Here is a 24,393-nt window from a genome sequence, read left to right on the forward strand (position 1 = left end):
GGAGTGTAATGCGCGTGATCACGTTTTGGTTGCGTCTGCAGGTTTCAATCTGTTCTATTCGCATTTGAGCACCAGACCCCGAAAGGACTACCAGGGCACCTAGTGAGAGATTGTTTTTGCGGGCCATACTGCTACGCCTCTCCGTTTGATAGTACTATCTACATATATATGTTTCGTGAGTGTGGCATAACGTCTGCCGCGCTAGGCTCCTGCAGTGAAATACTCGTTATTAGGCTCCGTTTTCTCGCCAGCTTGTATTAGAAAGTCAGAAAGACTTATACATTCCACAATGATGCCTTCTGTGCTTATGCCTGCTACTACGCTGTTATCTAAGATTGGATCCAGTCCACCAGGTCCGCTATCCGGCCCTTTTTTCCATTTTATAAACGCCTTCACATATGCTAGGAATTCGGAAAATTTCTCGCCGTTGCGGACGATTTTGGTTACTGGCGTGTATCGAGCAGAAAAATACGTGCATGCCATCAGCTTTAGCTCTTTTCCCTTTTCCACCGGTAACCCGTAAACAAGAAAGTGGTGGTTGTCTTCCTTCTCAAAGACTACCTTTGCCTGTTCAAAGTTGTGGAATTTGCTCCACTCATCTTTGATAGATGACTCGTCTTTCTTGAACTCTATCAGAGCCCACCTGTTGTCCCGCGAAAAAATGGCGTCACCAGCCCTTTCCTCTGGGCCATCGAGCGGAGCAAGGAACATTTTGCCCTCTTGATGCATCACGAGCACAAACAGATACTCGACCGTCTTTTCCCACCATTTAAAGGCCACGCGTGATCTCCCCTTTTTAGGCAGCCAACAAAAGCGGCTGGGCGAGTGAATCAAAATACTTTTTCTCAGCTACCAGCCAGTTTGTGTATTCGCCGAAGTTGCATTTCTTGTACAAGCGTCCGTTGACCCAGCGACTGAAGTGCATGTTCTGCAGCTTGTCGTATTCATCGCCGCAACCATCACCCCCGCGGAATCGCATGGCGTACGGATCCACGCCCATTTCGAGCAGCCTCCGGAACCTGTACATGTTTTCCTCAAAGGTCGTGTTAAAGCCCGTGAGCATAAAGACAAGTTGACGGCTTTTTGCAATGAAGCGCGAAAGCACACGGATCCCTTCTGAAACAAGCGATTCTGATTCCATCAGATCCCAAGCAGTGTGAATGGATCTCAGGTGTTTGACCTCAGACAATGCCTTTGCAATGTCAGGGCGCTTAGCTATGATTCGCGAATCGATCCCCTGAGTGATATCGAGGGTAAACCCCATCTCTTTCGCCTGCTTGAGCTTTTCGAGGCAGTCAGGATCAGCTGTGAGGTTGTTGTCTAGCAGGGTTATTACTTTTGATTTCGGATTCACGAGCTCGGCTAGCGAACCGACACTTTTAAGCTTTCCCTCTGAACTGGGCACTATACAAAAACTGCAGGATCTGCTGCATCCAGTACTGGTTCTGCCCACACCCGCATTGACTATGACCTCGGCCTTTTCTCTCCGGCGATCACTGGTCATGATGCCCCTGAGACGCCTGGCTATCATGTCCGCACTATACAGATCGTAGTCCGGTCTCATTCTTTCAATGTCTGCGGGAAGTTTTTTATGGATATCGACCCCGGTGCCACCGAATTCGATACTAGGAAAAACTGAGGCGAGCTTGAGGGCCTGCTCCTTGTTCCAGGAGAAAACGACGGAACAGAAAACGTGGTCGGCCTGCGATGCTGACGTCGGGTTTAGAACCACATCGCAACCCATCCGCTTGTAGTAGGCCGAGATCTTCATGCAGGCTAGGTTGACCTGCGTTGAGTCAAAATCAATTATGCCGATTCTCATATTTCGCTCCATCGCGATGTGATGGTTTATATATATCACGAAAGAGCAAACTTGTCAACGTGTTACTCTTTTTGTAGGCGGTTATACAGGAGGGCGAATAGCAGTATTTCTTTCTGAGATCATTGTCTTTACAATTTCTCGCACCTCATGAATGTCTCGGTGAGCGTCTATTCCGTAGTAACCGTCCACTGCTAAAAAGCTTGATTCTATCTCTTGCGCCTCAGACGCCCTGATTGCTCTTACGAAACTGTTGCATGTGCGGGTGTGGTCGATAACGCTCTCTTGCACTTCTTCTGTCTCGCTGCAAGAATCTGTGTGTGCGCAGTCTAAGCAATCGTTACCCATGGCACCTATCCGGGCAAAGTAATCATTGGCAATCATCATCGCTGCATGATGCATAAAAAACTGCCTGATTAAATTTTGGTCGGTTCCTATGTTGATCTCTTTGCTACCGATGGTTTCATTGAGCATCTGCTTTTGGTGCTGAATAATGTTTTCAGGGGCTTCAAGTTTTTCAAGACGTACCAACTGAAATGTCCTCCGTGCTAATCGCTCCAATGTTTCTTTTTTTGACTCACTCATAATTTCTCCTTTCTCCGATATTTTGGGATGCTGTATCAAGCCACAAGTAAATATTTGTTTAATTCGAGAGCCCCTTGCTCCATCTGCAGATAATTAAGCGCTTTGGCCAGTTTAAGTTCAGCAAACCTGCTGTACCCGCTCCCATCTACGCTGTCAACACCCATATCCATTGCCACCTGCAGACGTTGATAACTATTCACGCGTCCCATGTGGACCCATATGCCTTTTCGGTTCGCCTTTTTGACTAGGTAGCGGACATGATCACAGGACTTGAAAGCGGTGCTACCTCCTATGAACAGAGCGCTGATATCCCCCCACGGGACACAAACGCCTCCTTGGCCATCCTGGAGCACATAAGCGGCAGGAAGACCTCTGTCAATAATCTCCGGTGCCCATATATCGAAAAGCTTACTGCTGATCCGGGCGTTCCCAACAAAATCGGGTACTGCCACAAACAGTGGCTTTTGTTCGTACCCCTGGATTTTGTCAAGCATGCGCATGAAGGCTGGCTCGTTCCAGTCAGAGTACGCCGAGTTATCAGCAGCGTACGCCATGCCGCGGATAGGTGCGTTCCGGTCTCTTGGGGTTATTAGTTGGCCTAGATTTCCATGATTGATATGCCGCCGGATCGTTGTAGTGGCACCTGACACAAGCAGTTTCATGTAGAGGGTTCCCTGGCAGCGATCGGGTTAAATATTTCTTTTGCTTCAATCCAGTCCAAGGTGCCGTAGATATAGTGCCCAGCCGCCAATGCCAGCTGCCGTTTGGCTTCTTCTGCTTCTTTGGCGTGATAGCAGGCCTTTACCATTGTTTCAACCGTATCCGCCGTGATGCTATCGAAGCAGGCTATACCATCACTTATGGCCTCAAATATAACCACTATACGCCCACAAGCTTTTGTGTCAGTGATACGGACCTGGGGGCCTCCGAGAGCCCTTACAAGCAGTACTCTGTATTGGCCGAATTTTTTCGTCGCCAATGTCTCTTCGCGTTTAATCATAGGCACCTCATGCAGCCAGCAGATCTAGCTGGATCCAGTTGGCCGGGATATTGTGTTGTTCTGGGATGATGTCCAGAATTTTATCGTGAATCGGAATAATCTTTGCGCTTTGTTGTTGTCCCTGCTGAGGGTCCTCGGCCCTTGTGAACAAGTAGTATTCAGCAATTTCCGCATCTGCAGGAAGGTAGTCCCTCTTCGCTTTTCTGAACGTCTCCTTGGCTATTTTATCCTTTCGTAGGCGGGCTTCAGTGTAAGCACAGTCAATCAGCCACCTTGCTACGTCTTGCGGCTTTTTGGGGTAAGGTTTGGTTGCTCTGTTTGAGGCAGTAAGCACCCTGGCACCAGGCTGGTGACTGTCGCCTACACAACCTGGCCTGAGGCTGTCTGCAACTGCCAATCGCATATCTTCTGCAGATATGGTCAACTCCATCAACTCTTCAACCGGCATCTCAAAAATTCCCTCGAACTCTTTAAAGGTGGTTCTGCGCAAGATGTCATCGGTTGAGAGAAATTGGCTTGAGTTTAGTTTGAATGCCCCGAGCGTGATGTAGTGTTTGTAGCCATAACTGCGTGGCATCCGGTATCCAAGCTCAATGAGATAATCAAGCTCAAAGCCTAAAATGAACTCTATAGACTCCTGATTGATTTCAAATGCCTCTTTTGAGCTTTCTGCATCCAGAACTACTCGGCCGTCCTTAAGTTTTTTGTGTTCAAGGCACCCACCATCACCCTGCTCGTTAACCATCTCCAGGTGGATATCGCGCATACCGCAATATTCGTATTTGCCGCCACGGTCTTCCCATCCTTTGCCTACCTCAATATAGCGTGCTTCCGGTATTTTGACGGGCTTACCTGGAGCGGTGACTGGGATCTGATATCGTTTGCCGTTGACATAGATGTCACGGTAGATCTCGAGTGCATGGAAGGATCGGTGCACCCCCTGTTGAGACCAAAGGGCATCAATGGCTATTAATGCCTCTGGCGAGATCAATTGGAAGCGCGGAGCAATCCCGGCGTTATATGCAGACTCCATCTCCTGCACGTCAATCGTCAGACAATACCGGAGAAGATTTTCAAGCATCTCAGGTGAATAGACATCTGGGCCGATAGCTAGGTAGCCATCAGTGATCGAGCGCCCTACCCATTGACGTAAGGAAAGGTCGTGCTGAGTGTTGATGAGAAAGCGCTGCAGGTCATAGAGTGACTGCATGTAAGCATAACGCTCGCCTTTGGCCAGCATAGCTTCGAGTGAACGGTCTCTCCCCACGCAGCAGATTGCACACCCGTACCGGCAGTTTGGCATTTCAATGCCATCACAACTTGCTGCTTCAGATGTGCCTGCCCAATAAATGTCGATCAGACTGCTCAGGTCGCCGTAGGATTCTGTTTCTCCTCTGGAACAGGCATACAGGTACTGCCAGAGGTCAGAATCGGTCCAGTCGGCAATCGGCGAGAGCATAAGCCCTTTGCTCTCAGGGTCTACCCATATGCCGTCGGGTATCTCTCCGCGATCTATCATTCTTTTTTCGCGTCCTGATGACTCGAGATAGCGTGTGCCGATGCAGGTGACTGGCTTAAGAGCTGTTTCTTTAGCCAGTTCTTTCATGAGTTTGTTTTTGAGCGATTCCAGCGGTTTGCATTTCATGTCGACCGTGCAGTCGCGTGTGCCTTTGTTGGCAAACACAGGAAGGTTTCTGCCAGAGATAGTTTTTACTGCCCACTGAGAGAGAAGATTCGGGGTTGACACTTCAATACGAGCATTGAGGTCATGTTTTGCTATGTATGACTGAGCAGACTGCATTTCACGCTGCACATGTGATGCCATTTCAGGGTTTTCCAATAAGGTGTCTGCAGTTGTGATGAACAGCGGTGGTACTTCTAGCCCCTGCTCTTTCAACTCTTTCAAGGAGGTAAGTACAAGGTTAAGTGTCGCGGTGCTGTCTTTGCCCCATGAGGTTGAAGTGAATAAGGGATGGCCTTTTTCTGCTACGTCCTTGATGATCTGCTTTGCTTTTTCTATTTTTGCCGTATCCATACCTGCCCCCATGCTGTGATGGTTTATATATATCACAACAGGGCGATAATGTCAATATTGGAGTCTTCAACAAAGCCGCATATAGCGGCTTTGTTGAAGAAACAGGTTGTAGGGGGATCAGTCGCGGCAGTTTTCATCCAGGCACTGCGGAAGCACTATTTCGATTGTCGTCCCGCGTTCTGGTTTGCTTATAATATGAATACCACCTCTGTTGGTGTGAATGGCATTGTAAACGGTTGCCATGCCAAGGCCAGTGCCATGACCAGGGGGTTTTGTTGTGTAAAATGGCTCAAATATTCTGTTCTTAACGGTTTCTGTCATGCCGCAACCGTTATCTGCGAAGCTCAACATAACATATTTGCCGGGTTCTATTGTGCCGTATTTTGACTGGTCGGCTTCCGTTATGTCGACCAGGCGCGTAGCCACTACGATTTTCCCTTTATTGGTGTTCGCACTACTTTCTATTGCATCACGGGAGTTTACGGCAAAGTTTAGCAAGATCTGTTCTGTCCGCGAAACAAAACCCATGACATAACAAGGATCAGGATTTAAGTTGATGGACATTTCAATGTCTTTACCGACTGTCTTCTGTAAAAACGGGAGCAAGGTAAGTACTTGTTGGTTTAAGTTAAAACAGGTGGCACTTCCAGAATCTTTACGAAACAGACCCACTAGGTCCGAGGCGAGTTTCTTGGCCAACTTGCCCGCTTCAAGCAGTTGTACAGCGTATCCTTGCGACAAAGAATCGGGTGCAGACTCTTCTTTTAAAAGCTGTCCGTAGACAAGCATGGGCGAGAGGACGTTGTTAAAATCATGGGCCACACCACTCGCAAAAAGCCCGACGCAGTCCATTTTTTTCTGTTGGGCAATAAAATCTTCAAGTTGCTTCCGCTCGGTTACGTCACGGAAGGAACAAACAATCCGCTTCTCGCCTCCAATGCATGCGATGCGTAGCGCAACCTCAAGATTTATCTGGTTCCGGTCTTTACCAACAATAGCCCAGTCAATGACTTTGGGGGATTCTTTCTCGTACTCGACACGAAGATGGGTAAGCCAGGCAGCGGATGTATATGGTAGAGAGCCGGAGCAAAAAGCTTTAGCTCCAATATCCATCAAGTCTGCTTTACTGAACCCAAACATGGTGGACGCCTGGGTGTTGGCATCAAGCAGATTGCCGTCGTGATCAAAAACAAGAAGGGCATCACTGACCGCATTAAAAATCTCTGTATAGCTGGTCTCAGCCTGTTTCTGTGAGGAGATGTCTACCCCAATACCTATGACACGAGGTTCGGCGTTCGATTGGACAAGTGCGGCACACAACATTGGGATCCTGTTGCCATCCTTGGTTATTGTGGTGCATTCAGCTATGATTTTCCCTTCTGCAACATCGCCAGAGAACAAGCGGTCAAGGGCCTGCTGAGCCTTGGCTTTATCCTCTGGTGCGATATGATCAACGAATCTGGAGTTGCTGAGCGAAGAATTATCCCATCCGCCGACTTCACAGTAGTATTTGTTCCAGCGGAGCAAATTGCCGCCAGGATCAACGACAAAAGCTCGTCCCGGGAGGCTGTTAAAGAAACCTTCGAGTGTTGTTTTCTCGTCAACAAGCTTTGCCTCTGCATCGATTCTTGCTTGCACTTCTTGGGACAGGGCGGATGTTCTTTTTTTTACCTGCCTGCGCAGAACAAAAAGATGAATGGCGCCAAAGAGAAAACTGATGCTTACTACGCCCGCAGAGATATATAACCACCGCGACACAGGGGGTTTGTCAAGATCACCAAGCCAGTGCTTATAGGCCTTGTGATAAATCGAGTCCGGATCTTTTTTGAACCTAGTTATCCAATAATCTATCCGGGACTGCATCTCTTTTTCGTGTCCCTTTTTAGTGGCAATACCCAATGGAGTCGCGTTAATCACCATGTTGCTTTGTTGTAGGTTGTACCAGGTCTTTTTCGCCTTGACCGCGTAAAAGCGGTTAACAACACCTACATCGACAGCCTTGCCTGCAACAGCGAGGACCACTTGGCTGTAATCCTGGAACTCTATGATATTGGCATCGACATTCTCGTCAAAAAGCAGATCACGCAGTTTTTCAAGCTGAGTATCCTTCTCGACACCGGCAATAGTCAGCCCTTTTAGGTCATGGGGTGTAGCAATATTTTTTGTCGTGTCGTCCTCACGTCGACCAATTATCTGTCCCCAGTTGTTAATAATCCCGGTTGCTGAAAAATCGTATAGCTCCGTCCGTTTTCTCGACCAGGGCGAGCCTATAACAGCATCTACTTCGCCGGCATCAAGCATTCCACAGCACTGGCGGCCACTGCAGGGGATGTATTTTATATTCCATCTTTCCTTTTTAGCAATTTCTTCCAAAATTTCAGGGTAAAAGCCAAGGGCTTTATTTTCTGATACGGGGATTGAAACCGGTGGGTTTTTATCAATACCTATGAGCAATATGCGACTTGACAGGGGCTCGGCATGGACTTTATGCGCCTTCATGTCAGGCCTGGGTAGAGACTCTTCCGCAGATGCTTTATCTGCAAAAGCGGATGAGCCAATGATTGCACAAAGGGAGAGAATGAAAATGGATCTAATTCTTTTTTTCAAGAGATTTGCTCTTCTTGGACTGTTTCTCTGCTTGCCACAAAGTTAGTAACATTTCCTAATGCATCTTTAAGAGATGTTATCTTGCAAGTTTCTGTGTAGAGCGTACCGTCTTTTCGTTTGTTACAGATCCGGCCAGACCAGGTTTCGCCGTTCAGTATGGTACTCCACATGTCTTTATAGAATTCGGGAACATGAACGCCAGACTTGAGAATTCGTGGGTTTTGCCCTATTAACTCTTCCTTGCTGTATCCTGTAGAAGCGGCAAACCAAGGATTCACATATTCTATGGTACCGTCTATCGAGGTTATAAACACTCCAGCCGCTATTTGTTCCACTGCTGCGTGCAGTTTATAGAGATCGGCAGAGCTCGCGGCGACCATGTCTCTCATCTGTTTCTGGTATTGTTTTATCTGGAGTAACATCTCCCGACGTTCTATGCACCGCTCGACTCTGGTTTGTAGATCGGCAATAGGTTCAAACGGTTTAGTCACATAATCCCAGGCTCCTGCGCGCATTGCACGTACAGCATCACTAATATTGGCTGTACCTGAAATAACGAGCACCGCAATGTCGCTGTCAAAATCCTTCATCCACGAGATAAGACCCGCACCGTCTTCTTCAGGCAATTGCAGATCTGTAAGAACAATATCTACATCTTCCTCGCTGATTATCTTTTGTGCTTCTTTTACGTCCGCGGCCACAAAAACCTTCATTTTGCTGCGAGTAAATAGATCTTTAATACAGGTCCGGATAAAGGGTTCGTCATCCACGACAAGCATGGTTATCTTAGACAGATCTACAAAAGATGTGTTTTCTTCCATAATAATCTCCAAAGTTTGTCTACAGGCGCCCGTATTTTGACTTGTCGATATATTAAATTAGGGTCATGACTAGAACAGCACATTAGAAAGTGTGCTAACATCTAGTCATGACAATGAAAAATAGGTACGCAAATCGTTCAAAAATTTCAGAGGCCAAATTCAGGGAATTATTACGGCTGTTTTCACTGAATTTGGAGGCGACTCAGATCGCTGAATTGAGCGGCCTGAATCGAAATACTGTTAACCGTTTTCTCAAAGCCATTCGTATTCGTCTGGCCGAGTTTTGTGAGCAGCAATCTCCATTTTCTGGCGAGATTGAAGTCGATGAATCGTTCTTTGGAGCCCGACGCATAAAAGGTAAGCGTGGGCGTGGTGCATATGGCAAAACAATTGTTTTCGGTGTCTTCAAGCGTAATGGTAAAGTCTACACCGAGATTGTTCCTGATTGCTCTAAAGCAACGCTACAAGCCATCATCCGTGGAAAAGTAGAGCCGGAGAGCATCATATATTCCGACGGCTGGCGTGGCTATAATGGACTTGTAGATGTCGGCTATGGCAAGCACCTAAGAGTTGATCATGGCCGTAATGAGTTCGCTAGGGGCAAGACCCACATCAACGGTATAGAAGGCTTCTGGGGCTTTGCCAAATCGAGGCTAACCAGGTTCAGAGGTATGAACTCTGCAACCTTTTACTTGCACCTCAAGGAGTGCGAGTTTAGATTCAATTTCAGAGATCAGGATTTGTACAAAATGATGCTTAAAATCATCAGACAAAATCCGCTGTTCTAGTCATGACCCTTAAATTATTTGTATCGATCACTGCAAGCTCCAAGTGCGCGTATTGCAATGATAAACCATTTTGTTTTTCTATAATTGTGATATAGTGGTGGCAAGAAATATTCAATAATTATAGTTCTTTAATTTAGTTGGAAATTAGATTTGGCGACATGGAAACAACAAAGATCGATATATCTGACCTGGTGGTTCGTGCACGACGAGCAATCAAGTCAACAGGTGTGAAGCAAAAGGATTTTGCCGCCAAACTAGACGTATGTCCGGCACACCTGAGTGCCGTACTGAACGGTCACGAAACCTTAACCGCAAAGACAATAGATCTGATCGCCTTGCACACCGGTGTCAACAGGGACTGGATCCTGACGGGCGAAGGCGACATGTTTGCACTTGCCCCAGTTTCACTTGTTGCTCCCGCATCAGTGCCTGCCATACCCTTACCAGCGGCTGACCCCATGCTTGACCGTTTCCCCGAGCTCAATCATGTTATCCAGGCTGCATGCACCATCTGGAAAGATCTCGACCCGGTGGAGAGGCACCGACTAGCCGCGCAGATGATGGCCGACCTGAACAAAAAATAAGGGGGGTTGAGGATTTGTGACCCTCACCCCCCTTATTCCTTATCGCCAGCGGTTTACTTATATCTTTTTCCCTTTAGCAGGAGCTACTTTAGTGGCTGCTGGCTTAGCAGTTTTTTTTACTCCAAGATCCTTTAATCCAGATCCTGGGCTAAATTTACCGTTGGTTTTAGCAGGAATCTTGATCTCCTTGCCTGTCTGCGGATTGCGTCCCGTTCTTGCCTTCCGGGCGACGGCACTGAAGGTGCCAAAACCAATGAGAGTGACCTTATCTCCAGCTTTCAGGGCCGTTTCTACTGCACCCGTAAACGCCGCTACTGCCTTCTCTGCCTGTATCTTGGTAATGCCTGCTCCTTCTGCAATTTTTGCTACCAGATCAGCCTTTGTCATCGCTTGTTCCTCCTTGTGGTGGTTTGCCGCCTGCGCGATCCTGTGGTTTTATTGGTTTAAGCTTATTCGCAAGACTTAAACTCCCCATGGTTAAAACCAGGGGGGTCTAACGGCAAGCATCTGCGTCTCTCCGTGGCTCTCGTGACTGTTGCCAATCACTACAGCATCCACGGCCTCGACGAGAGGCTATCCGTCTTCAACGGGCAAACCGCTCTGTCTCCGGGAAAGTCCGAAGCTGGGAGGATACATTCTTCCCTTTGCAGTTTGGGCTAACCTTGACATCGCCCGTCGCAGCAGCGGTTCCGCAGCCGGCCAAGCTTCATTCGCCTGACGTCTGCTTGGCACGCCTTTAAGGTTGTTCATCAGACTGGCAACAGTCATTTGGGGGATAATGCCGTCGGAAACAGGAACCTCAAGACTTGCGGCTTAGCCGCTGCTCTTGGAATCAACTTTTCTTCAGGGAGCCGAGAATGTCAAGTCAATATTTCTTTGGTGCTGTTGATGTACTCCCACGGTTAAAACGCGTTGGTTGTAGCATTCAGCTTAAGTTTTCTAGTGTCAAGTAAAGGTGTCTGTCTGTTTTGGGCTGTGACCAGACAGACGGCTTATCATCTCCGCAGATTTTGATTTGTTCTTTTGATTTGTTCGTTGATATGCAGTTGCCGTTCTAAAATCTTTTCTAAACAAAAATACTAAAAACAAAATCTATAGGAGTGTGCGAATCCGCGTAAACACTGGAGTTAAGAACAGAGTGTCAGAACAACCTGTCGCACAAAGCAGACCAAACAGTCGCAGATTACCTCTTATAGAGGAACAAAGAGTCGCAGAAGGCAGCACAAAGAGTCGCACAGGGGCCCCGGAGCAGACCAAACAGTCGCAGATTTTAGCTCATTTTGTTTTGCTGTTGATTGCGTGTAGCGGCGTAAGGGATATTTGGCAGTAAGCGTGTTCGAATTTTATTACCTATTTATAGGGGGTTAGCAGTTAGCAGACCAAACAGTCGCAGAGGAAACCAGGGAGAACAACAAAAAACAGCTGAGAAAGCAGACCAAACAGTCGCAACGCGTCTACTGCAATTATCAGTTTTATAGGCGAGTTACATTCTCTTGCGTTTATTTCAATCGGGCTTGACGAAAAAAGGCGGACCAAACAGTCGCAGCGGTTATTTTAAACTTTAATCATTAAACAGCTAAAAACAACAGTATGTTACACAAATTGGCGGACCAAACAGTCGCAAGCCGTAATCAGTAGGCAAAAAATCTTCAAAGTAGAAAGCAGACCAAACAGTCGCAAGACTTGCTTAAGCAGAGGCCTTGTGTTTTTAGCCGGTTGTGCTTAGCAGACCAAACAGTCGCAGTGGGATCCTTTTGTCGAGTGTCTTATGAGGCACTGATCAGGTACCTGGTTGAAAAACTTAGCAGACCAAACAGTCGCAGCAGTAATTAGGCATAATATCAATAATTTCTGACTATTGTATTGATTTTGTTTCGGGAAAGGCTAGTGGACACCTCGGGCTGTTTTGTTGGGCACTTCCTTCTAATCGGCTTGTATCCAGAAGGCAGACCAAACAGTCGCAGTGAATTAATCACCGGAACAGTGCTTTATGTAGATGACTTATATATCTGTTTTTGTGTGTCATTTTGGAGTTAGCAGACCAAACAGTCGCAAGCTTCTGGTTCCTTTAATTCGCCACAATAAGTTGGAGTCTGATCACTTTTATTGCAAAATAACCTAGAGTGATTCTTGGGATTAAGTATATCAACTGCCCGTAATTATGATGTTTTTGTAGAAGGCCGACCAAACAGTCGCAGTCGCTTTTAGATGTAACGGCCTGAGTTTATTGAGCTATTTGCTTTTTAGTTTTTATAGCAAACAAAAAAACATAGACCCGTAAGTTGCATTCTTGTTTAATTACAGCATGTTGCAATTTTTGTATCGATTTTTAAAAGTGAGTCATTCCCTTTCATATCAATTCAAGCATTAGAATGCATGGTGTTGATTTGACGTTGTTTTTTTGAGATAGCAGACCAAACAGTCGCAACAATTCCCTTCGTTTTTTCATGCCACACCCCTCTGACATATATATGACAGGAAATTATGTGCAGGAGGAGTGTTATGTATGAAGAGGCAACGACAATAATACCAGATCTGGTTATAGCGCCAGGTGGACATGTAGAGTTCTGTTGTGCTACTTTCACTTCCGGAGATACAGGAGGAGGTGTTGGTATGGCCAGACGTCCACTCGCAGATGCCTATGCGCGCTTAATTGATGACGGCATGTTGACATCAGAGGTGCGAGAATTCTACCAATCGCTAGACCCAGTCGACCGAAAGCAGTTTGACGGTCTCGAAGAATTTAACCTGATGATTGCTATTCAGGATGCTTACAATAAATCTGTCCTTGATAAGTTTATGGGAACCCTCCCGGCATCCGTGCAAAAGAAAATAGTAAGGCTTGACGATGACACCCGCTATTTGGAGCTGAGCGATCTTCGACATGCGAGCATTCAAAAACAATCAGATGCAGAACAAATCATTTCGAAAAACATAGTAACCACAATTACACAAAATTTTGTTCCTCAGCAGCAGGAGCTTTTTGCCCCCTACCACCACGAACTCTCGCGTAAATCGCTATATTTTATTGATGAAAACAAGGGCCAAGTTCGTGAGCACTTAACTGATTTTGTCATCGGTACTGGTTCATGGGGATACACGGTTTATTCTGGCGTCAAACTTTATATCGGTGACGAAAAGACTTATGTCATCCTTGCTGGTATTGCAGAGCAGCAGCGGTTACTAGGCATACAGGACTGGCATATTGTCCGCGGATCTATACGCAGCTTTTTACGGCAAGCCGGCCTGCCCGAGAATGGCGATTATACTGACCGTTTTGTGTTAAGCCTTGAAGCTCTTTATTCCGGTTCTTTTACTTTTGAAAGCAAGGATTTCAAGGAAAAGCTTCATGATAATCGACTGAAAAAGAAGAGGATGAAAGACAAGGCGCTTAAGGCGGGGTTCCGCCTCATTTCAAACTACGAAGTGGATTCAGTAAACAAGAGCTTTACTGTAATTTTGGACAGGGTTTATATTGAAACGTTTATCAGGTCAATGCACATGTATTCCCGGATTGATGTTCGCGCTTTTTGTAAACTTCCTCCCACGAGCGCCGCTTTATTCAGGTTTTTTTCAAGTCACACCCCTGGTCCTGATGGTTGCATCCGGATGAATCTCCTTACTGTTGTTAAAAACAACAATATGCTCACAGATTTTCCCCAGGACGTGAGCGAATGGCCAGATAAAGATGTTAAGGCGTACAAAAAGAAGTTGATTGTCCGTGGTTTGACGCGATTAGTAACCGATGGTCTTTTTGGGCCGCGAACATCTGTTGTTTCGCGGAAGCGTGGTGATGACGATATGGTTGTTATTGATATGGACTCACCTCGCTCCAGAGTTATTAAGTCTGCAGCGGGCAAGAAATTGATAGGCGATAAAAAGAAAGCCTGACCTTAGGCCAGGCTTTCGGATGCCCCTACCCTACCCCTATTTTCTGATACCTGCTTTTTTCTCCAACTCAAGCAGTTTTTCTTCAACTGCGTCATTGATGATTTTTGTGACACTGCTCTTGCGGCCAATCGCATAGTTGTCGGCATAGAAAGAGAGACGTTTGTGTAGTGACTCGGTCATGACAAGGTTGAAGTTAACCTTAATCTCTTTCGTAGTTTTAACGTCAACGCTGCTATCTATGGCCGCCTTGGCCAGTTTTTTTGATTTAACGGCCCCAGCACCCTTCTGGACGGACTTTAAGGGCTTCGCCTTGGTCTTTGCTTTGGGTTCGCGCGAGGAGGACTTCCTGGGCTGCCTTGTTGCTTCCGGTCCTTTAGCTCCCGTCTGTACAGGCTTTGCGGGCTTTTCACCTGTTTTTTGTTCGTCTGTTTCCTCCTTGACGATATGGTCTGGCGGGTTAAGGGCCGGAGGGGCTGGGAATACGGAGCTCAATAGACTTTTAGAACCTTCTTTTTTTGTCATCACTGATTCCCCTCCTGTTCAATAATTTCTTTGCATAGTGCTGCGTAGTCCTGTGCGCCAGTGCAATTTTCATCGTACTCAAAAATGTCCTTTTTGGCCGCAGCAGCTTCAGCAAGTTTCACATTTTTGCGGATATTAGTTTTAAACATTACCTCCCCAAAGTTTTGAGTGAGGCGTTCATGGATGTCTTTACTGAGCTTGAGAGTGCTAACGAACTTGGTGCAAATCAGGCCGGTTATTTTCACAAGTGGATTACAATATTTCCTTGTTTCCTCTACCACTTTGAGAAGATAAGCCGTCCCTTCGTAAGCGAACCCTTCAGCTTCGACGACAACCATGACTTCATTTGCTGCTGTCATTGCGTTTACAGTGAGCTGACCTAAGCTTGGAGGGCAGTCTATCAAAATATAATGATAGTTAGTAGCGTTTGCGAGTCCACGCTTCAGACGAGAGTCGCTTCCCTTAGCCACTACAAGTTCAGCTTCCGCGTTTGCGAGCATTACTCCAGCGGGTACTACATCAAGATTCTCTTTTGCCGTTACAACGACATCCTTGAGCGGGCATTCCTTGAGCAGCAGGTCGTATGTGGATTTTTGGTTCTCTGCAGGCTTTACATTCAGGTGAGTTGACGCGTTCCCTTGCGGATCCATGTCAACCAGCAATACGCGCCTGCCGGTCAAGGCAAGAGCTGCGGACAAGTTAGCCACTGTTGTGGTTTTACCTACGCCCCCCTTCTGGTTGGCGTAAACAATAATTCGTTGTTTCATGTGCCCCTCCATTGTTTTATCCAGTAGTGTTTTGAATCAAACTGCAGTGATAGGTTGTGCATCATACTGTGTCGTAGTGTTGTGCATAGACCTCAATATATCTGCATACAACTGATCAACACAATATCATGAGGCATTAATACGAATTGCACTGTGTTGATCAATATCACATTGCTAGCCATAATGCAACGCTAAATACTTCAACATAATTCAACACACATTACAATCATGCAATTGTGTCGCGTACCGAACACAACAGTTTAGTTCAATATATGACTAAACTTTACACGACTATACAATACTATTCAGTTGGAAGCTGTATTTAACAAAGCCTAACTGAATTGTTTAGTTATGTGGTGCATTGACCTGCTATATAGCACACACAACGCATTGACATTATACAGTGTTGTGGTGTACAGTATAATCATGTTCATTAATGAACATTTATGTACATAAAAATATATTGGTGGTGAACAATGAGCAGTATTGGGCAGCGATATGCAATTACGATGTTTGACGACATCCAGCGGCACCAAAAAGGTTGCGAGTGCGGCCATTGTGAGAGGCTGACCGGAAGAAGTTTTGGGGTGTCAATAAGAGCCTGTGAGGCCTGTGCGGGTGGTTTTGTGGATGTTGACCTAGTTGAAAAGGCGCTGGTCGTTGATGACGTTATTGATCGGGTGTACGCGCCTTCGGCCAGGGAGGCGAGGGCGGCGGCAAAGATCAAGACAGAGCAGTTGGGCTACAAATTTTTAGGGGATATTTAGGAGGGACTATGATTGCTGCTCAATTGAAAATGGATATAGAGAAGTTTAATAGAGCTTACCGGAACGGCGAACCTTTGGTTTCGGACGAGCAGTATGACGATATGTTGGAGAGCCTGAAGAGTGTAGAAAGCGCTGAGGAGTATGCTCAATTTGTAAGGTCGCTGACTGAGTCTGGCGGTGAAGTGAACCATGCGTATGTGGTTGGAAGTCTTAAGAAGGTTAAGTATGGGGAGGGACAGCTGCGGCCTTGGCTTAATAAGTATTGCCAGGGTGATCTGCTCGTAATGGCAAAGATTGATGGTGCATCTTTTGTGGCTTCATATGTAAATGGTGTGTTTGTAAAAGGCGCAAGCAGGGGGGATGGTACAACCGGAAGAAACTGGAGTGAAAAGCTTGCGAGGGTTTTGCCGAAAAAACTTGCTCGCGCAGTTTCGATGGATATTCGTGGTGAGGTTACTCTGACGGGGAATGACCATCTTGTGCTTGGCATGAAAAACCGGCGCAACGGTACTGTCGGAATAATGAATAGGGATGACGCTGAAATTTGTGATGTGGAAATGATCAAGGGGTATGCCTATCAGATTAAGGGCGGCGAGGGATCTCAACTGCCGGTAGCTGAACAGGTAAAGGAGTTGAGGAACCTGGGATTCCTGACGCCCGCCTGGGTGACTATCAGGAACGAAAATCTGGGCGATGATCTGGAGCAAAAGCTTGCCGACACGATGAATCGTTGGAAAACAGTGACTGAGCCATACGACATTGATGGATTGGTGGTGTGTTCAACAAGTTACCTGCTCGAAGATGAATACCATCCAACAGGTATGGTTGCGTTTAAGATAAATCAGGATGCGGTACGTGCGACTGTTACTGGAATTGAATGGAATGTATCAAAGGCTGGGCTTGTAAAGCCTGTAATTTTAATTGATCCTGTTGAAATTGACGGTACAACAGTCTCAAGAATAACTGGGAATAATGCAGATTGGCTGCATGAGATGGGTGTTGACGAAGGTGCGATCATCGCTGTGGTTAAGAGCGGCATGATCATACCAAAGTGCGTTGAAGTCTATTCTCGTGCAACGGAGGTCGCATGGCCAGGTGAATGTCCACACTGCAATACACCGCTTGATAAGCAGGGTGTTGATCTTGTCTGTAACAATGATGAGTGTGGTGCTGCTTCTGTGAAAGAAGTCGAATCGTTTTTGGTGAAGATGGATGTTGAGGGGGCAAAAGCAACAACCCTTGAAAATTTGGGTATCCGTACATTTGACGATCTGTTGGCATGGCGCGCCGACAGGAACTATAAAAGTCAGGTCAACCTTGAGCAGGAACTCGATAAAAAGATCTTCCATGCACCGGCTGGCAAAATCTTCGCTGCGCTGCTGTTTGATGGTTTTGGCCGCAAGCTGGTTAACCGTCTGATTGAGTTCTATGGCAACAGGATGTTGGCGACTGCTGCGATACAGGCGGTAGTTGATGGCGTCACGCCGTCTGGCGGGTTCCCCGAAGGGTTCACCTCGCTCAATATGTCGAAAGCGGCGAATTCATGGTTTAATAATCTGGAGATGACCGGGCGGATCTGCTCGGATTTTCGCTACAGGGAGCCAACAGAGGAGATAAAAGTAATTGGCGGCAAGCTGGAAGGTAAAAGCTTCTTGTTTACTGGTACGCTCTCTATGAATCGTAAGACAGCTGAAAAGATGGTTGTGGACAATGGTGGGTCAGTCGCCAGTAGTGTGAGCAAAAATCTGTCATATCTCGTTGCAGGGGAGGCTGCCGGGTCTAAGCTGGACAAGGCCAACAAACTCGGCGTAACAGTGTTGACCGAAGAAGAGTTCAAGGGGATGGTGGCGTAATGACCCCGATAAACAGTTCCCAAGGTCTACGGCACCCACGAATCTTTTTCGAGAAGAAATTGCGGAAAATTCTTGAAAGAGTGTCCAAAGGGGAGTGGGTCGATTTTCACTGGAAAGAATTTTTTGTTCTCAGAGGCGACTACACCGGTCGAGCGAAAGCGACAGCACTGTGGGTAGTTGGCTCATTTGCAAGAGGCGCTGAGTATTGCGGCGATCTGGATTTGGTCCTGTGCGCCGAGGAAGAATACACTTCGTTCCGCGCATCAGGACTAACCGTTAGTAAAGCCCTGGTCGGAGCGCCGCCGTACGTCAGGACTTATGTAGGCACACCTGAAGAAAACAGTTCCTATGCCTCATTTGATGATGCAGTGTTGTTGTGGTCAAAGGAACAACCAGATTGGGAAAAAGCCTTAGCTGGCATCAAGGTAAGCCCAGACGCCGGGAGACACGAACGGGAGTGGGATGAAATTCCGCTGCGGATGGAACAGATCTGCATCGCAGATCCTGATAAAATGTTAGAGCTGAAAAAGTCTGGTGTTATAGATTGGCAGTGGTTTGAGTGGGATGCGTTGGCTGCATTCCCTTTAATTGAAAAAAATGTGCCCAAGAAGCGCCTTGATTTTATCAAGTCGCGCCGTGCCAGCAAATATAGTCAATGCCTGGATCTTGCGGCAAAATGGTTGTCTCATAGGGAATACGCTGATTCGTGGGATTTATATGGTTGCCTGATCAGGAAGGAAATGCCGATAACCATCGGCGGCCACGCACTAACCATTTCACCAATGCCGGGCCTTTGGCTGTCGTACTTGGACGACCCAACTTGTCATACGGTGCTCATAATGCCCTACAAAACCAAACGAGGGCCAAACGGGATGTGGGCAATAACACGAGGTCCAAATCATCCAGCTGTCCAAAAGAGAACTTCGTAAAATAATCATATGCAGACTGCAAGGAGTTTGTATGAAAGATCAAAAAAATACTGAAGACGATTCCAAAGCAGCAAGTAATATAAAATCCCATATAAGGGACGCTTTTGGGTTGCTGCAGGAACGGTATAGTTCCCGTCTAACTCCAGCTGAAATTGAAGCCAGTCGCAAAGCGGCAGGACTGCCCCCACGCGATCCCGCGCAGGAACCCGAAAAGATTGTGTACCCAACGCACTCAAGCGGCTTTCGTGATATAGACATAATGATGGGCAGCGGCTTTGAAGGTGGACAACTGATTCTTGTGGGTGGCTACACTGCTGCGGGCAAGACGGCACTGGTCTCTTCAATTGTTATGAATACAATCGCAAAAGGAGATGCATTACCGATTCTGTTCTTCCAAAAGAAGCATAGGCCAACGGATTTGGCAATAAGGTTTATATCCAGTCACGCCAAAATAAACCTGGGACGTATGTTTTCGGGACGCTTCTTGGACTACGATTGGCCACACCTGCAAAGAACCGCAGCCACACTCCACCGCGCAAATATAAACATCTATTCCGGCAACCACGGAGGGCTGATAGATATCTCCGAGATTGAGGACGAAATTGCACATTTCAAGTCGGAGAACGACATGGGTCTTGTTGTTGTAGATTCTTTGCAGGATTTTTGTTCACATATCACGTCAGCAGAAGAAAAACATTTGGCCCATACAAGCATGTGCTATCGCCTTAAAGCACTCGCAGCCAAGCATGACGTGCCCGTTTTGCTCACATCGTCAATCAACAGCACAATAGAAAAGCGTAATACTTATGATAAGCGCCCGTCTATTGGTGATCTTGTGGGCGTTGCAGGCAACGCTGCCGACATTGCTGATGCCGTCCTATTCATACACCGCCCTGCAATGTTCTGTCCTCACTGCATAGCAAGAGATGGCTCGTGTACCGCTATGCATGACCGATTGGCCGAGATTGTCATCGCCAAGCAGAATAATGGACCTACGGGTATTGTCGAGCTGTCTTTTTATGGCGCACATCTTGGTTTTGAGACAGCGGAGGAGGAATAGTGATAGGCGAAAAAACCACAATTATTGAAATGTACACAAATGGTGCTGCTCTGCATGAAATTGTAGAGCAAGTAGAGCGGTGTCCAGGTGTCGTGTTAAATCACTTGATCCGCATTGGCTGTGTTGCCAAGCCCATATCTTTCGTTGGTGCGAGGAGCTTGATACCTGAGTTGGTGAAGCGTCTCAACGCTCACAAACTGAAATTTGCCAATATGGGAGGAGGCGGGTTTAGTCTGGCGGAGTGGGCAGTGTATTACAACCTACCATTGCTTGATGCTTTTGAAGCCGCGACAGGGTCGGGTGTAGAGTCGGTCAGATTGCGCCTGCAAAAAGACATGAAAGCTCTCGGCGAGCGTCAGAACAAAATAAACAGTGAAAGGGAGGCGTTGCTAAATTCAACAAAGCCTCAGAACTACAGTGCTGAGATTAGTGCCAGTTGGCGTAGGATGAGAATTCAAGAAGAAGAGGACGCGGTAATTTTCAGTGGCAAAAAAACAATGGCGCTTGTGACTATCAAAATCACTGGCAAGGCGTGCAGAGAACATTTTGCTCGGGCCTTGGACAAGTTAACAGGCACATTACAGGGCTTGATGAAAAACGCATCCTGGGACGATCGAGAAATATATCATTTGCAGCATAATGACTGGGACGAAAACGCTACCATGCATTTTAACGTGAGTGTGTTGGTCAACATCAATTTGGAAGCATTAAATGATGAAATTGAAAAATGGGGCCAAAAGTTCTGTTTTTTGCTCGAGGAGTTTCAGTACAATTCGGCGATAGTCATCCCGAGTGCGAGTTTTTCGCTTGAGGGCCTAGTTGAGCAAAAGCTCGAACAGGGAGAGGCTTGATAGCGGTGCAGATTCTTGTTGTTGATGCCCCTCATTTCTGTGCAGCTTCTTTGTGGCGGAAAAACAGAAGTGGATCGTGGGAATGCTTCCATGCTGCTCCAATCCTCAGATATATGGTTGGGATGAGCGGGGCGGAAGTAAGGAAATACATCGCCAAGAAAAACTGGAAGTACGAGTGGATATCCAAAGGAGTCGATGCGTGACACCCAAAAAAGATGGAAATGGCATAGCTGAAGCTGGCCAGCGCCAGCCGGAAGGCGGACCACTGGCCCCGATGATGAAGGATGTATTTAAGAATCTGCAGGCAGTATACGAAACCAAGAAGAATCCTGGAGCAGCCGCTACCGGTTTCCGAGATTTGGATCTGCTGACACAAGGCGGGGTGCTCCCAGGCGAGCTTGCTGTTGTAGCGGGGTATGCAAGCTCCGGCAAAAGCTCTTTGGTCATGAACATCTGTTTAAATATGTCAATTGGAGAGGCTTCCCAAAAAACTCTATTTTTCCAGAAAAACATCCCTATTAACGCCATCATGGAGCGGTTACTGGCCAGTCAAGCCCGTGTTGACTCGGGGCGACTGGGATGCGGGTACATGATAGACACTGACTGGCCAAGGTTGCAGCGCAGTGCTACGGATCTTTACAAGTCGCCTATGCAGATTTATGGCCCTCATATGAAGATGTACCCACAGAGTATTACTGATGTGGTGGACGAAGTTTGCGAGTATTTGCGCGACAATGATCCTCCTGCATTGATTGCGGTAGATTCACTTCAGGATTTTTGCTCAAGCGAATCGTACAGCAATGAAACACGGCATCCAGCATACACACATGCAGCGCATCAGCTGAAAAAACTGGCGTTAACCTATAATGTCCCGGTGATTGTCACCTCGTGGACAAATAGTGCTGCAGACAAAAGGTACAACAAGCGCCCGTCCCTGCAAGATCTGGTTGGGGTGGCGGGCAATACTGCTGATATCGCCGACAAAATCATGTTCATACATCGAGAGTCACTGTTTTGCGAGCATTGCCAGGCAAAAGATGGCAGCTGTACGGCGTACCATGAGCGCGACGCCGAAATCATTGTTGCCAAAAACAGTTCCGGTCCTACCGGCTCAGTGATGCTCAATTTCATTGGTGAGCACTTCAGGTTTGAGAACCAACTGCATGAATAACAGTGGAGCAACACCATCATTTACTGAAGCAGACAGGTCTGCGCTGCTTGAGATCGAAACAAACGTATACTATCTGGAAGAGTTTACAAATATTGGTGATATCAATTTTTCTGCGCTTGGTAGCCATCCCAACAAAGAGGCCATTTTATCACGGCCTAAAGCCAAGGTAGTCTGTAATGACGTTCGATGGTCGATTGATGCGCTGGAGCGATACTTCATTGATAGATGCAGATCCGCTGGAACTGATGTTTTTCCTCCTCAGGTGCCTGATGAACAAAAGTCGCTGGGTCTCGAGTTTGATGCCAATGAGTTTGCAACCCGCTATTGTTTTGTTATCTACCTTACAGATGGCCGGCTCGATCCGATAGGCTATTCGGCCGCATCTGTCTCTGCTTCAGTGTGGGATGATTTGTCTGTTCACATTACCTTTAGCTTGGATTCCATCTTTATTGCGCCGCACTTTACGGGTAAGGGCTATGGCGCAAGCCTGGCTGCCTATGTAGGTGAAGAGTTGGCAGGCGTCTATAGACACCTCGCTACGCGTCTGGCCGCAGAGGGATACATATTGAGTTTGACATTGTATAGCGACCTCGTGAGCGGTGGAGGAGAGCGTTGCGCCAGGATTGTAGCAGATGAGTTAATTATCGCGAGGGACATGCTGATTGATCTGGACGAAATACCGGCGGAACTGCTGCACGAGCTCTCAGATGAGACCGGTTTTTAGGGTATAGAGAAGGGGTGTCTATGGATTGTAGCGAAAAAGTTGTCTGCGAGGCTTGTGGCCTGTCAGAAACTAGAATACAGATAGTGAAGGGCGAAGGGGCCTATAAAAAAGGTGGTGTCGTTGTTATTGGTGAGGCTCCGGGTGGTGATGAGGACGAACAGGGTAGGCCGTTTGTCGGTGCAGCCGGGAAAATTCTCCGGCGGTTGATGGCGGAAGCCGGAGTGGATCCCTCCGAGGTTTGGATAACGAACATTGTCAAATGCAGGCCACCAGGTAACCGCCGACCAACAGGAAAAGAAAAGGGGCTGTCCTAGATAATTAGTTGAGACACCCTTTAACAAGTTCTTTTAGTAACAATACCTGCAGCTTAGGGTCTGGGTTGTTAAATCGCCACTCGCATTCTTTTAGAAACAGGTTGAAGTGCTCTTTTGGAATGCCGTTGAACCTTCGCAAGTGACGTTTTGCCTGGCTCCAGAAATTTTCAATACCGTTTATGTGATTGCGCTCTTCGGCAAACTTCTCGTTGTGATTGATGCGCACATGATGAAACCCGCTGACATCAAGCACATTGTAGCTACAGAGCGAATCAGTATAGACGATGCTGTCTGGTACGATCTTTTCTTCTAGGATGCGCATCAAAGTTGCTGAGCGTACATCAGGGATAATCTTGGTATAGACCCTGCCACCGCGCTTTAAGATGCCAAAGACGGGGACTTTACCAGCAGCACCTCGGCCTCGTTTGCCTTTACGAGCACCACCGAAATAGGATTCATCAACTTCAATCTCTCCGGCAAATGGAGAGTCATCATCAATAGCCTGGCAGATCAGTTGGCGCAGGCGATGGAAGTAAAGTGCTGCTGAATTGCGATGAACGTCCACCAGTGCAGCGGTGGTTCTGGCTGTTGCACCAGAAACAAAATACTCAATGAGTCGGTCTTGCTTTTCTTGGCTGAGTCGACTTTTACGCATATGCATTTCACGTGTAAACTTGACCGGCATGCCTTGCGAAGCGTGACCACTATTCCGACCTGATGACCACATACCGCTGCAATGACCGCTATGACGAAATTATTAATCATTAGATGTTTCGCGACCGACATCATTAATCACAAATAGTCTCCAGACGATTCAAAGCCTTTTCCAGAATGACACTATTGATTCCCATGCCAAGATACCCAGTCTGGCCGTAGGTATCGTAGTTTGTCACTTTGTCCACCAGATCTTCCATTTCAGAGTTTCTGGCATTGAATCTGTCCTGGTTTTCAATGAGTCGAAATATACGTTCCGCCAGATAATTCGGCAGATCCTGTTCATTTTGTGCTGTTTCAGTAACAGATTGCAGTTTTTCAAATATTGTCATCTCTATTCCTCCAGCCAGCGCAGTGTCCGCTTGATATCTTCATGATCATAGGCCCATTTACAACAGCCTGCTTCGGCATAGATGTCATACTCCCGAACCTGGGCGACTAGAATTTCGACTAGATACTCCTTCCCCTGATAAAGCTCAGGGCTTCTCGCCACTACAAGGACTGGATCGGCTAGCCATTTCGGCAGATCATAGTGGTCATACTGCTCTACTGTAACTTCTTCCAGTTCTCTGAATATGTTGCTCATTTCAA

General features: G+C 47.0%; 25 protein-coding genes. 11 read left to right on the forward strand and 14 right to left on the reverse strand.

What is annotated here, in order from left to right:
* Positions 1-201: 201 nt before the first annotated feature.
* From FY034_RS17610 to FY034_RS17645, 8 genes are all read right to left on the reverse strand, one after another.
* Entirely contained in the window at positions 202-780 is a 579-nt protein-coding gene (locus tag FY034_RS17610; protein ID WP_265555631.1) for a hypothetical protein, read from the reverse strand.
* A 16-nt stretch (positions 781-796) separates the two neighbouring features.
* Positions 797-1,822, reverse strand: a complete 1,026-nt coding sequence (locus tag FY034_RS17615; protein ID WP_265555632.1) for a radical SAM protein — start codon at positions 1,820-1,822, stop codon at positions 797-799.
* An 81-nt stretch (positions 1,823-1,903) separates the two neighbouring features.
* The gene (locus tag FY034_RS17620; RefSeq protein WP_265555634.1) at positions 1,904-2,404 is read right to left on the reverse strand and encodes a hypothetical protein; all 501 of its coding nucleotides are present in this window, start codon (positions 2,402-2,404) and stop codon (positions 1,904-1,906) included.
* A gap of 35 nt (positions 2,405-2,439) precedes the next feature.
* A complete protein-coding gene (locus FY034_RS17625; RefSeq protein WP_265555635.1) occupies positions 2,440-3,066 on the reverse strand; it encodes a hypothetical protein in 627 nt (208 codons plus the stop codon).
* A complete protein-coding gene (locus FY034_RS17630; RefSeq protein WP_265555636.1) occupies positions 3,063-3,404 on the reverse strand; it encodes a hypothetical protein in 342 nt (113 codons plus the stop codon). Before FY034_RS17630 ends, FY034_RS17625 begins: the two co-directional genes overlap by 4 nt.
* A gap of 7 nt (positions 3,405-3,411) precedes the next feature.
* Positions 3,412-5,439, reverse strand: a complete 2,028-nt coding sequence (locus FY034_RS17635) for a phosphoadenosine phosphosulfate reductase family protein (RefSeq protein WP_265555638.1) — start codon at positions 5,437-5,439, stop codon at positions 3,412-3,414.
* A 117-nt stretch (positions 5,440-5,556) separates the two neighbouring features.
* Positions 5,557-8,046, reverse strand: a complete 2,490-nt coding sequence (locus FY034_RS17640) for a PAS domain S-box protein (protein WP_265555639.1) — start codon at positions 8,044-8,046, stop codon at positions 5,557-5,559.
* Complete coding sequence (locus tag FY034_RS17645) at positions 8,043-8,867, reverse strand: response regulator (RefSeq protein ID WP_265555640.1); 825 nt, start codon at positions 8,865-8,867, stop codon at positions 8,043-8,045. The genes FY034_RS17640 and FY034_RS17645 overlap by 4 nt, the downstream gene beginning before the upstream one ends.
* 107 nt (positions 8,868-8,974) lie before the next feature.
* Here FY034_RS17645 and FY034_RS17650 point away from each other — a divergent pair, with 107 nt between their 5' ends.
* On the forward strand, positions 8,975-9,655 hold the full coding sequence (locus tag FY034_RS17650; RefSeq protein WP_265549735.1) for an IS1595 family transposase: 681 nt from the start codon (positions 8,975-8,977) through the stop codon (positions 9,653-9,655).
* 158 nt (positions 9,656-9,813) lie between these two features.
* The gene (locus FY034_RS17655; protein ID WP_265555641.1) at positions 9,814-10,239 is read left to right on the forward strand and encodes a helix-turn-helix domain-containing protein; all 426 of its coding nucleotides are present in this window, start codon (positions 9,814-9,816) and stop codon (positions 10,237-10,239) included.
* 57 nt (positions 10,240-10,296) lie between these two features.
* Here FY034_RS17655 and FY034_RS17660 read toward each other — a convergent pair whose 3' ends face one another.
* Positions 10,297-10,626: an HU family DNA-binding protein gene (locus FY034_RS17660; RefSeq protein ID WP_265555642.1), complete on the reverse strand. Its 330-nt coding sequence runs from the start codon at positions 10,624-10,626 to the stop codon at positions 10,297-10,299.
* Between the two features lie 2,115 nt (positions 10,627-12,741).
* Here FY034_RS17660 and FY034_RS17665 point away from each other — a divergent pair.
* A complete protein-coding gene (locus tag FY034_RS17665; protein ID WP_265555643.1) occupies positions 12,742-14,130 on the forward strand; it encodes a hypothetical protein in 1,389 nt (462 codons plus the stop codon).
* Between the two features lie 36 nt (positions 14,131-14,166).
* Here FY034_RS17665 and FY034_RS17670 read toward each other — a convergent pair whose 3' ends face one another.
* Together FY034_RS17670 and FY034_RS17675 are read right to left on the reverse strand one after the other, a co-directional pair.
* A complete protein-coding gene (locus FY034_RS17670; protein ID WP_265555644.1) occupies positions 14,167-14,652 on the reverse strand; it encodes a hypothetical protein in 486 nt (161 codons plus the stop codon).
* Positions 14,652-15,419, reverse strand: a complete 768-nt coding sequence (locus FY034_RS17675) for a ParA family protein (protein ID WP_265555645.1) — start codon at positions 15,417-15,419, stop codon at positions 14,652-14,654. Before FY034_RS17675 ends, FY034_RS17670 begins: the two co-directional genes overlap by 1 nt.
* Positions 15,420-15,895: 476 nt before the next feature.
* Between FY034_RS17675 and FY034_RS17680 the strand changes: the two genes are divergently transcribed.
* The 8 genes from FY034_RS17680 to FY034_RS19070 all read left to right on the forward strand — a co-directional run bounded on the left by FY034_RS17680 (position 15,896) and on the right by FY034_RS19070 (position 23,088).
* Entirely contained in the window at positions 15,896-16,186 is a 291-nt protein-coding gene (locus tag FY034_RS17680) for a hypothetical protein (protein ID WP_265555646.1), read from the forward strand.
* Between the two features lie 8 nt (positions 16,187-16,194).
* Complete coding sequence (locus FY034_RS17685; RefSeq protein WP_265555647.1) at positions 16,195-18,039, forward strand: BRCT domain-containing protein; 1,845 nt, start codon at positions 16,195-16,197, stop codon at positions 18,037-18,039.
* Positions 18,039-18,968: a hypothetical protein gene (locus FY034_RS17690; protein WP_265555649.1), complete on the forward strand. Its 930-nt coding sequence runs from the start codon at positions 18,039-18,041 to the stop codon at positions 18,966-18,968. The genes FY034_RS17685 and FY034_RS17690 overlap by 1 nt, the downstream gene beginning before the upstream one ends.
* 31 nt (positions 18,969-18,999) lie before the next feature.
* Positions 19,000-20,028 carry a DnaB-like helicase C-terminal domain-containing protein gene (locus FY034_RS17695; protein ID WP_265555650.1) on the forward strand — a complete coding sequence of 343 codons (1,029 nt, stop codon included), beginning with the start codon at positions 19,000-19,002 and terminating at the stop codon, positions 20,026-20,028.
* The gene (locus FY034_RS17700; RefSeq protein WP_265555651.1) at positions 20,028-20,879 is read left to right on the forward strand and encodes a hypothetical protein; all 852 of its coding nucleotides are present in this window, start codon (positions 20,028-20,030) and stop codon (positions 20,877-20,879) included. The genes FY034_RS17695 and FY034_RS17700 overlap by 1 nt, the downstream gene beginning before the upstream one ends.
* A 199-nt stretch (positions 20,880-21,078) precedes the next feature.
* Positions 21,079-22,050, forward strand: a complete 972-nt coding sequence (locus FY034_RS17705; protein ID WP_265555652.1) for a DnaB-like helicase C-terminal domain-containing protein — start codon at positions 21,079-21,081, stop codon at positions 22,048-22,050.
* On the forward strand, positions 22,043-22,774 hold the full coding sequence (locus FY034_RS17710) for a hypothetical protein (protein WP_265555654.1): 732 nt from the start codon (positions 22,043-22,045) through the stop codon (positions 22,772-22,774). The genes FY034_RS17705 and FY034_RS17710 overlap by 8 nt, the downstream gene beginning before the upstream one ends.
* A gap of 20 nt (positions 22,775-22,794) precedes the next feature.
* Positions 22,795-23,088, forward strand: a complete 294-nt coding sequence (locus FY034_RS19070; protein WP_416222794.1) for a uracil-DNA glycosylase — start codon at positions 22,795-22,797, stop codon at positions 23,086-23,088.
* A gap of 4 nt (positions 23,089-23,092) precedes the next feature.
* On the opposite strand, the gene FY034_RS17715 is transcribed toward FY034_RS19070, so the two are convergent.
* From FY034_RS17715 to FY034_RS17725, 3 genes are all read right to left on the reverse strand, one after another.
* Positions 23,093-23,743, reverse strand: coding sequence for an IS1595 family transposase (locus tag FY034_RS17715; RefSeq protein ID WP_265555655.1), 651 nt, complete (start codon positions 23,741-23,743; stop codon positions 23,093-23,095).
* 133 nt (positions 23,744-23,876) lie between these two features.
* Entirely contained in the window at positions 23,877-24,134 is a 258-nt protein-coding gene (locus FY034_RS17720) for a GSU3529 family protein (protein WP_265555656.1), read from the reverse strand.
* 2 nt (positions 24,135-24,136) lie between these two features.
* Positions 24,137-24,388 carry a GSU3529 family protein gene (locus FY034_RS17725; RefSeq protein ID WP_265555657.1) on the reverse strand — a complete coding sequence of 84 codons (252 nt, stop codon included), beginning with the start codon at positions 24,386-24,388 and terminating at the stop codon, positions 24,137-24,139.
* Positions 24,389-24,393 lie beyond the last annotated feature (5 nt).

The sequence above is a fragment of the Trichlorobacter lovleyi genome, from assembly GCF_015239775.1.
GTDB lineage: Bacteria > Desulfobacterota > Desulfuromonadia > Geobacterales > Pseudopelobacteraceae > Trichlorobacter > Trichlorobacter lovleyi_B.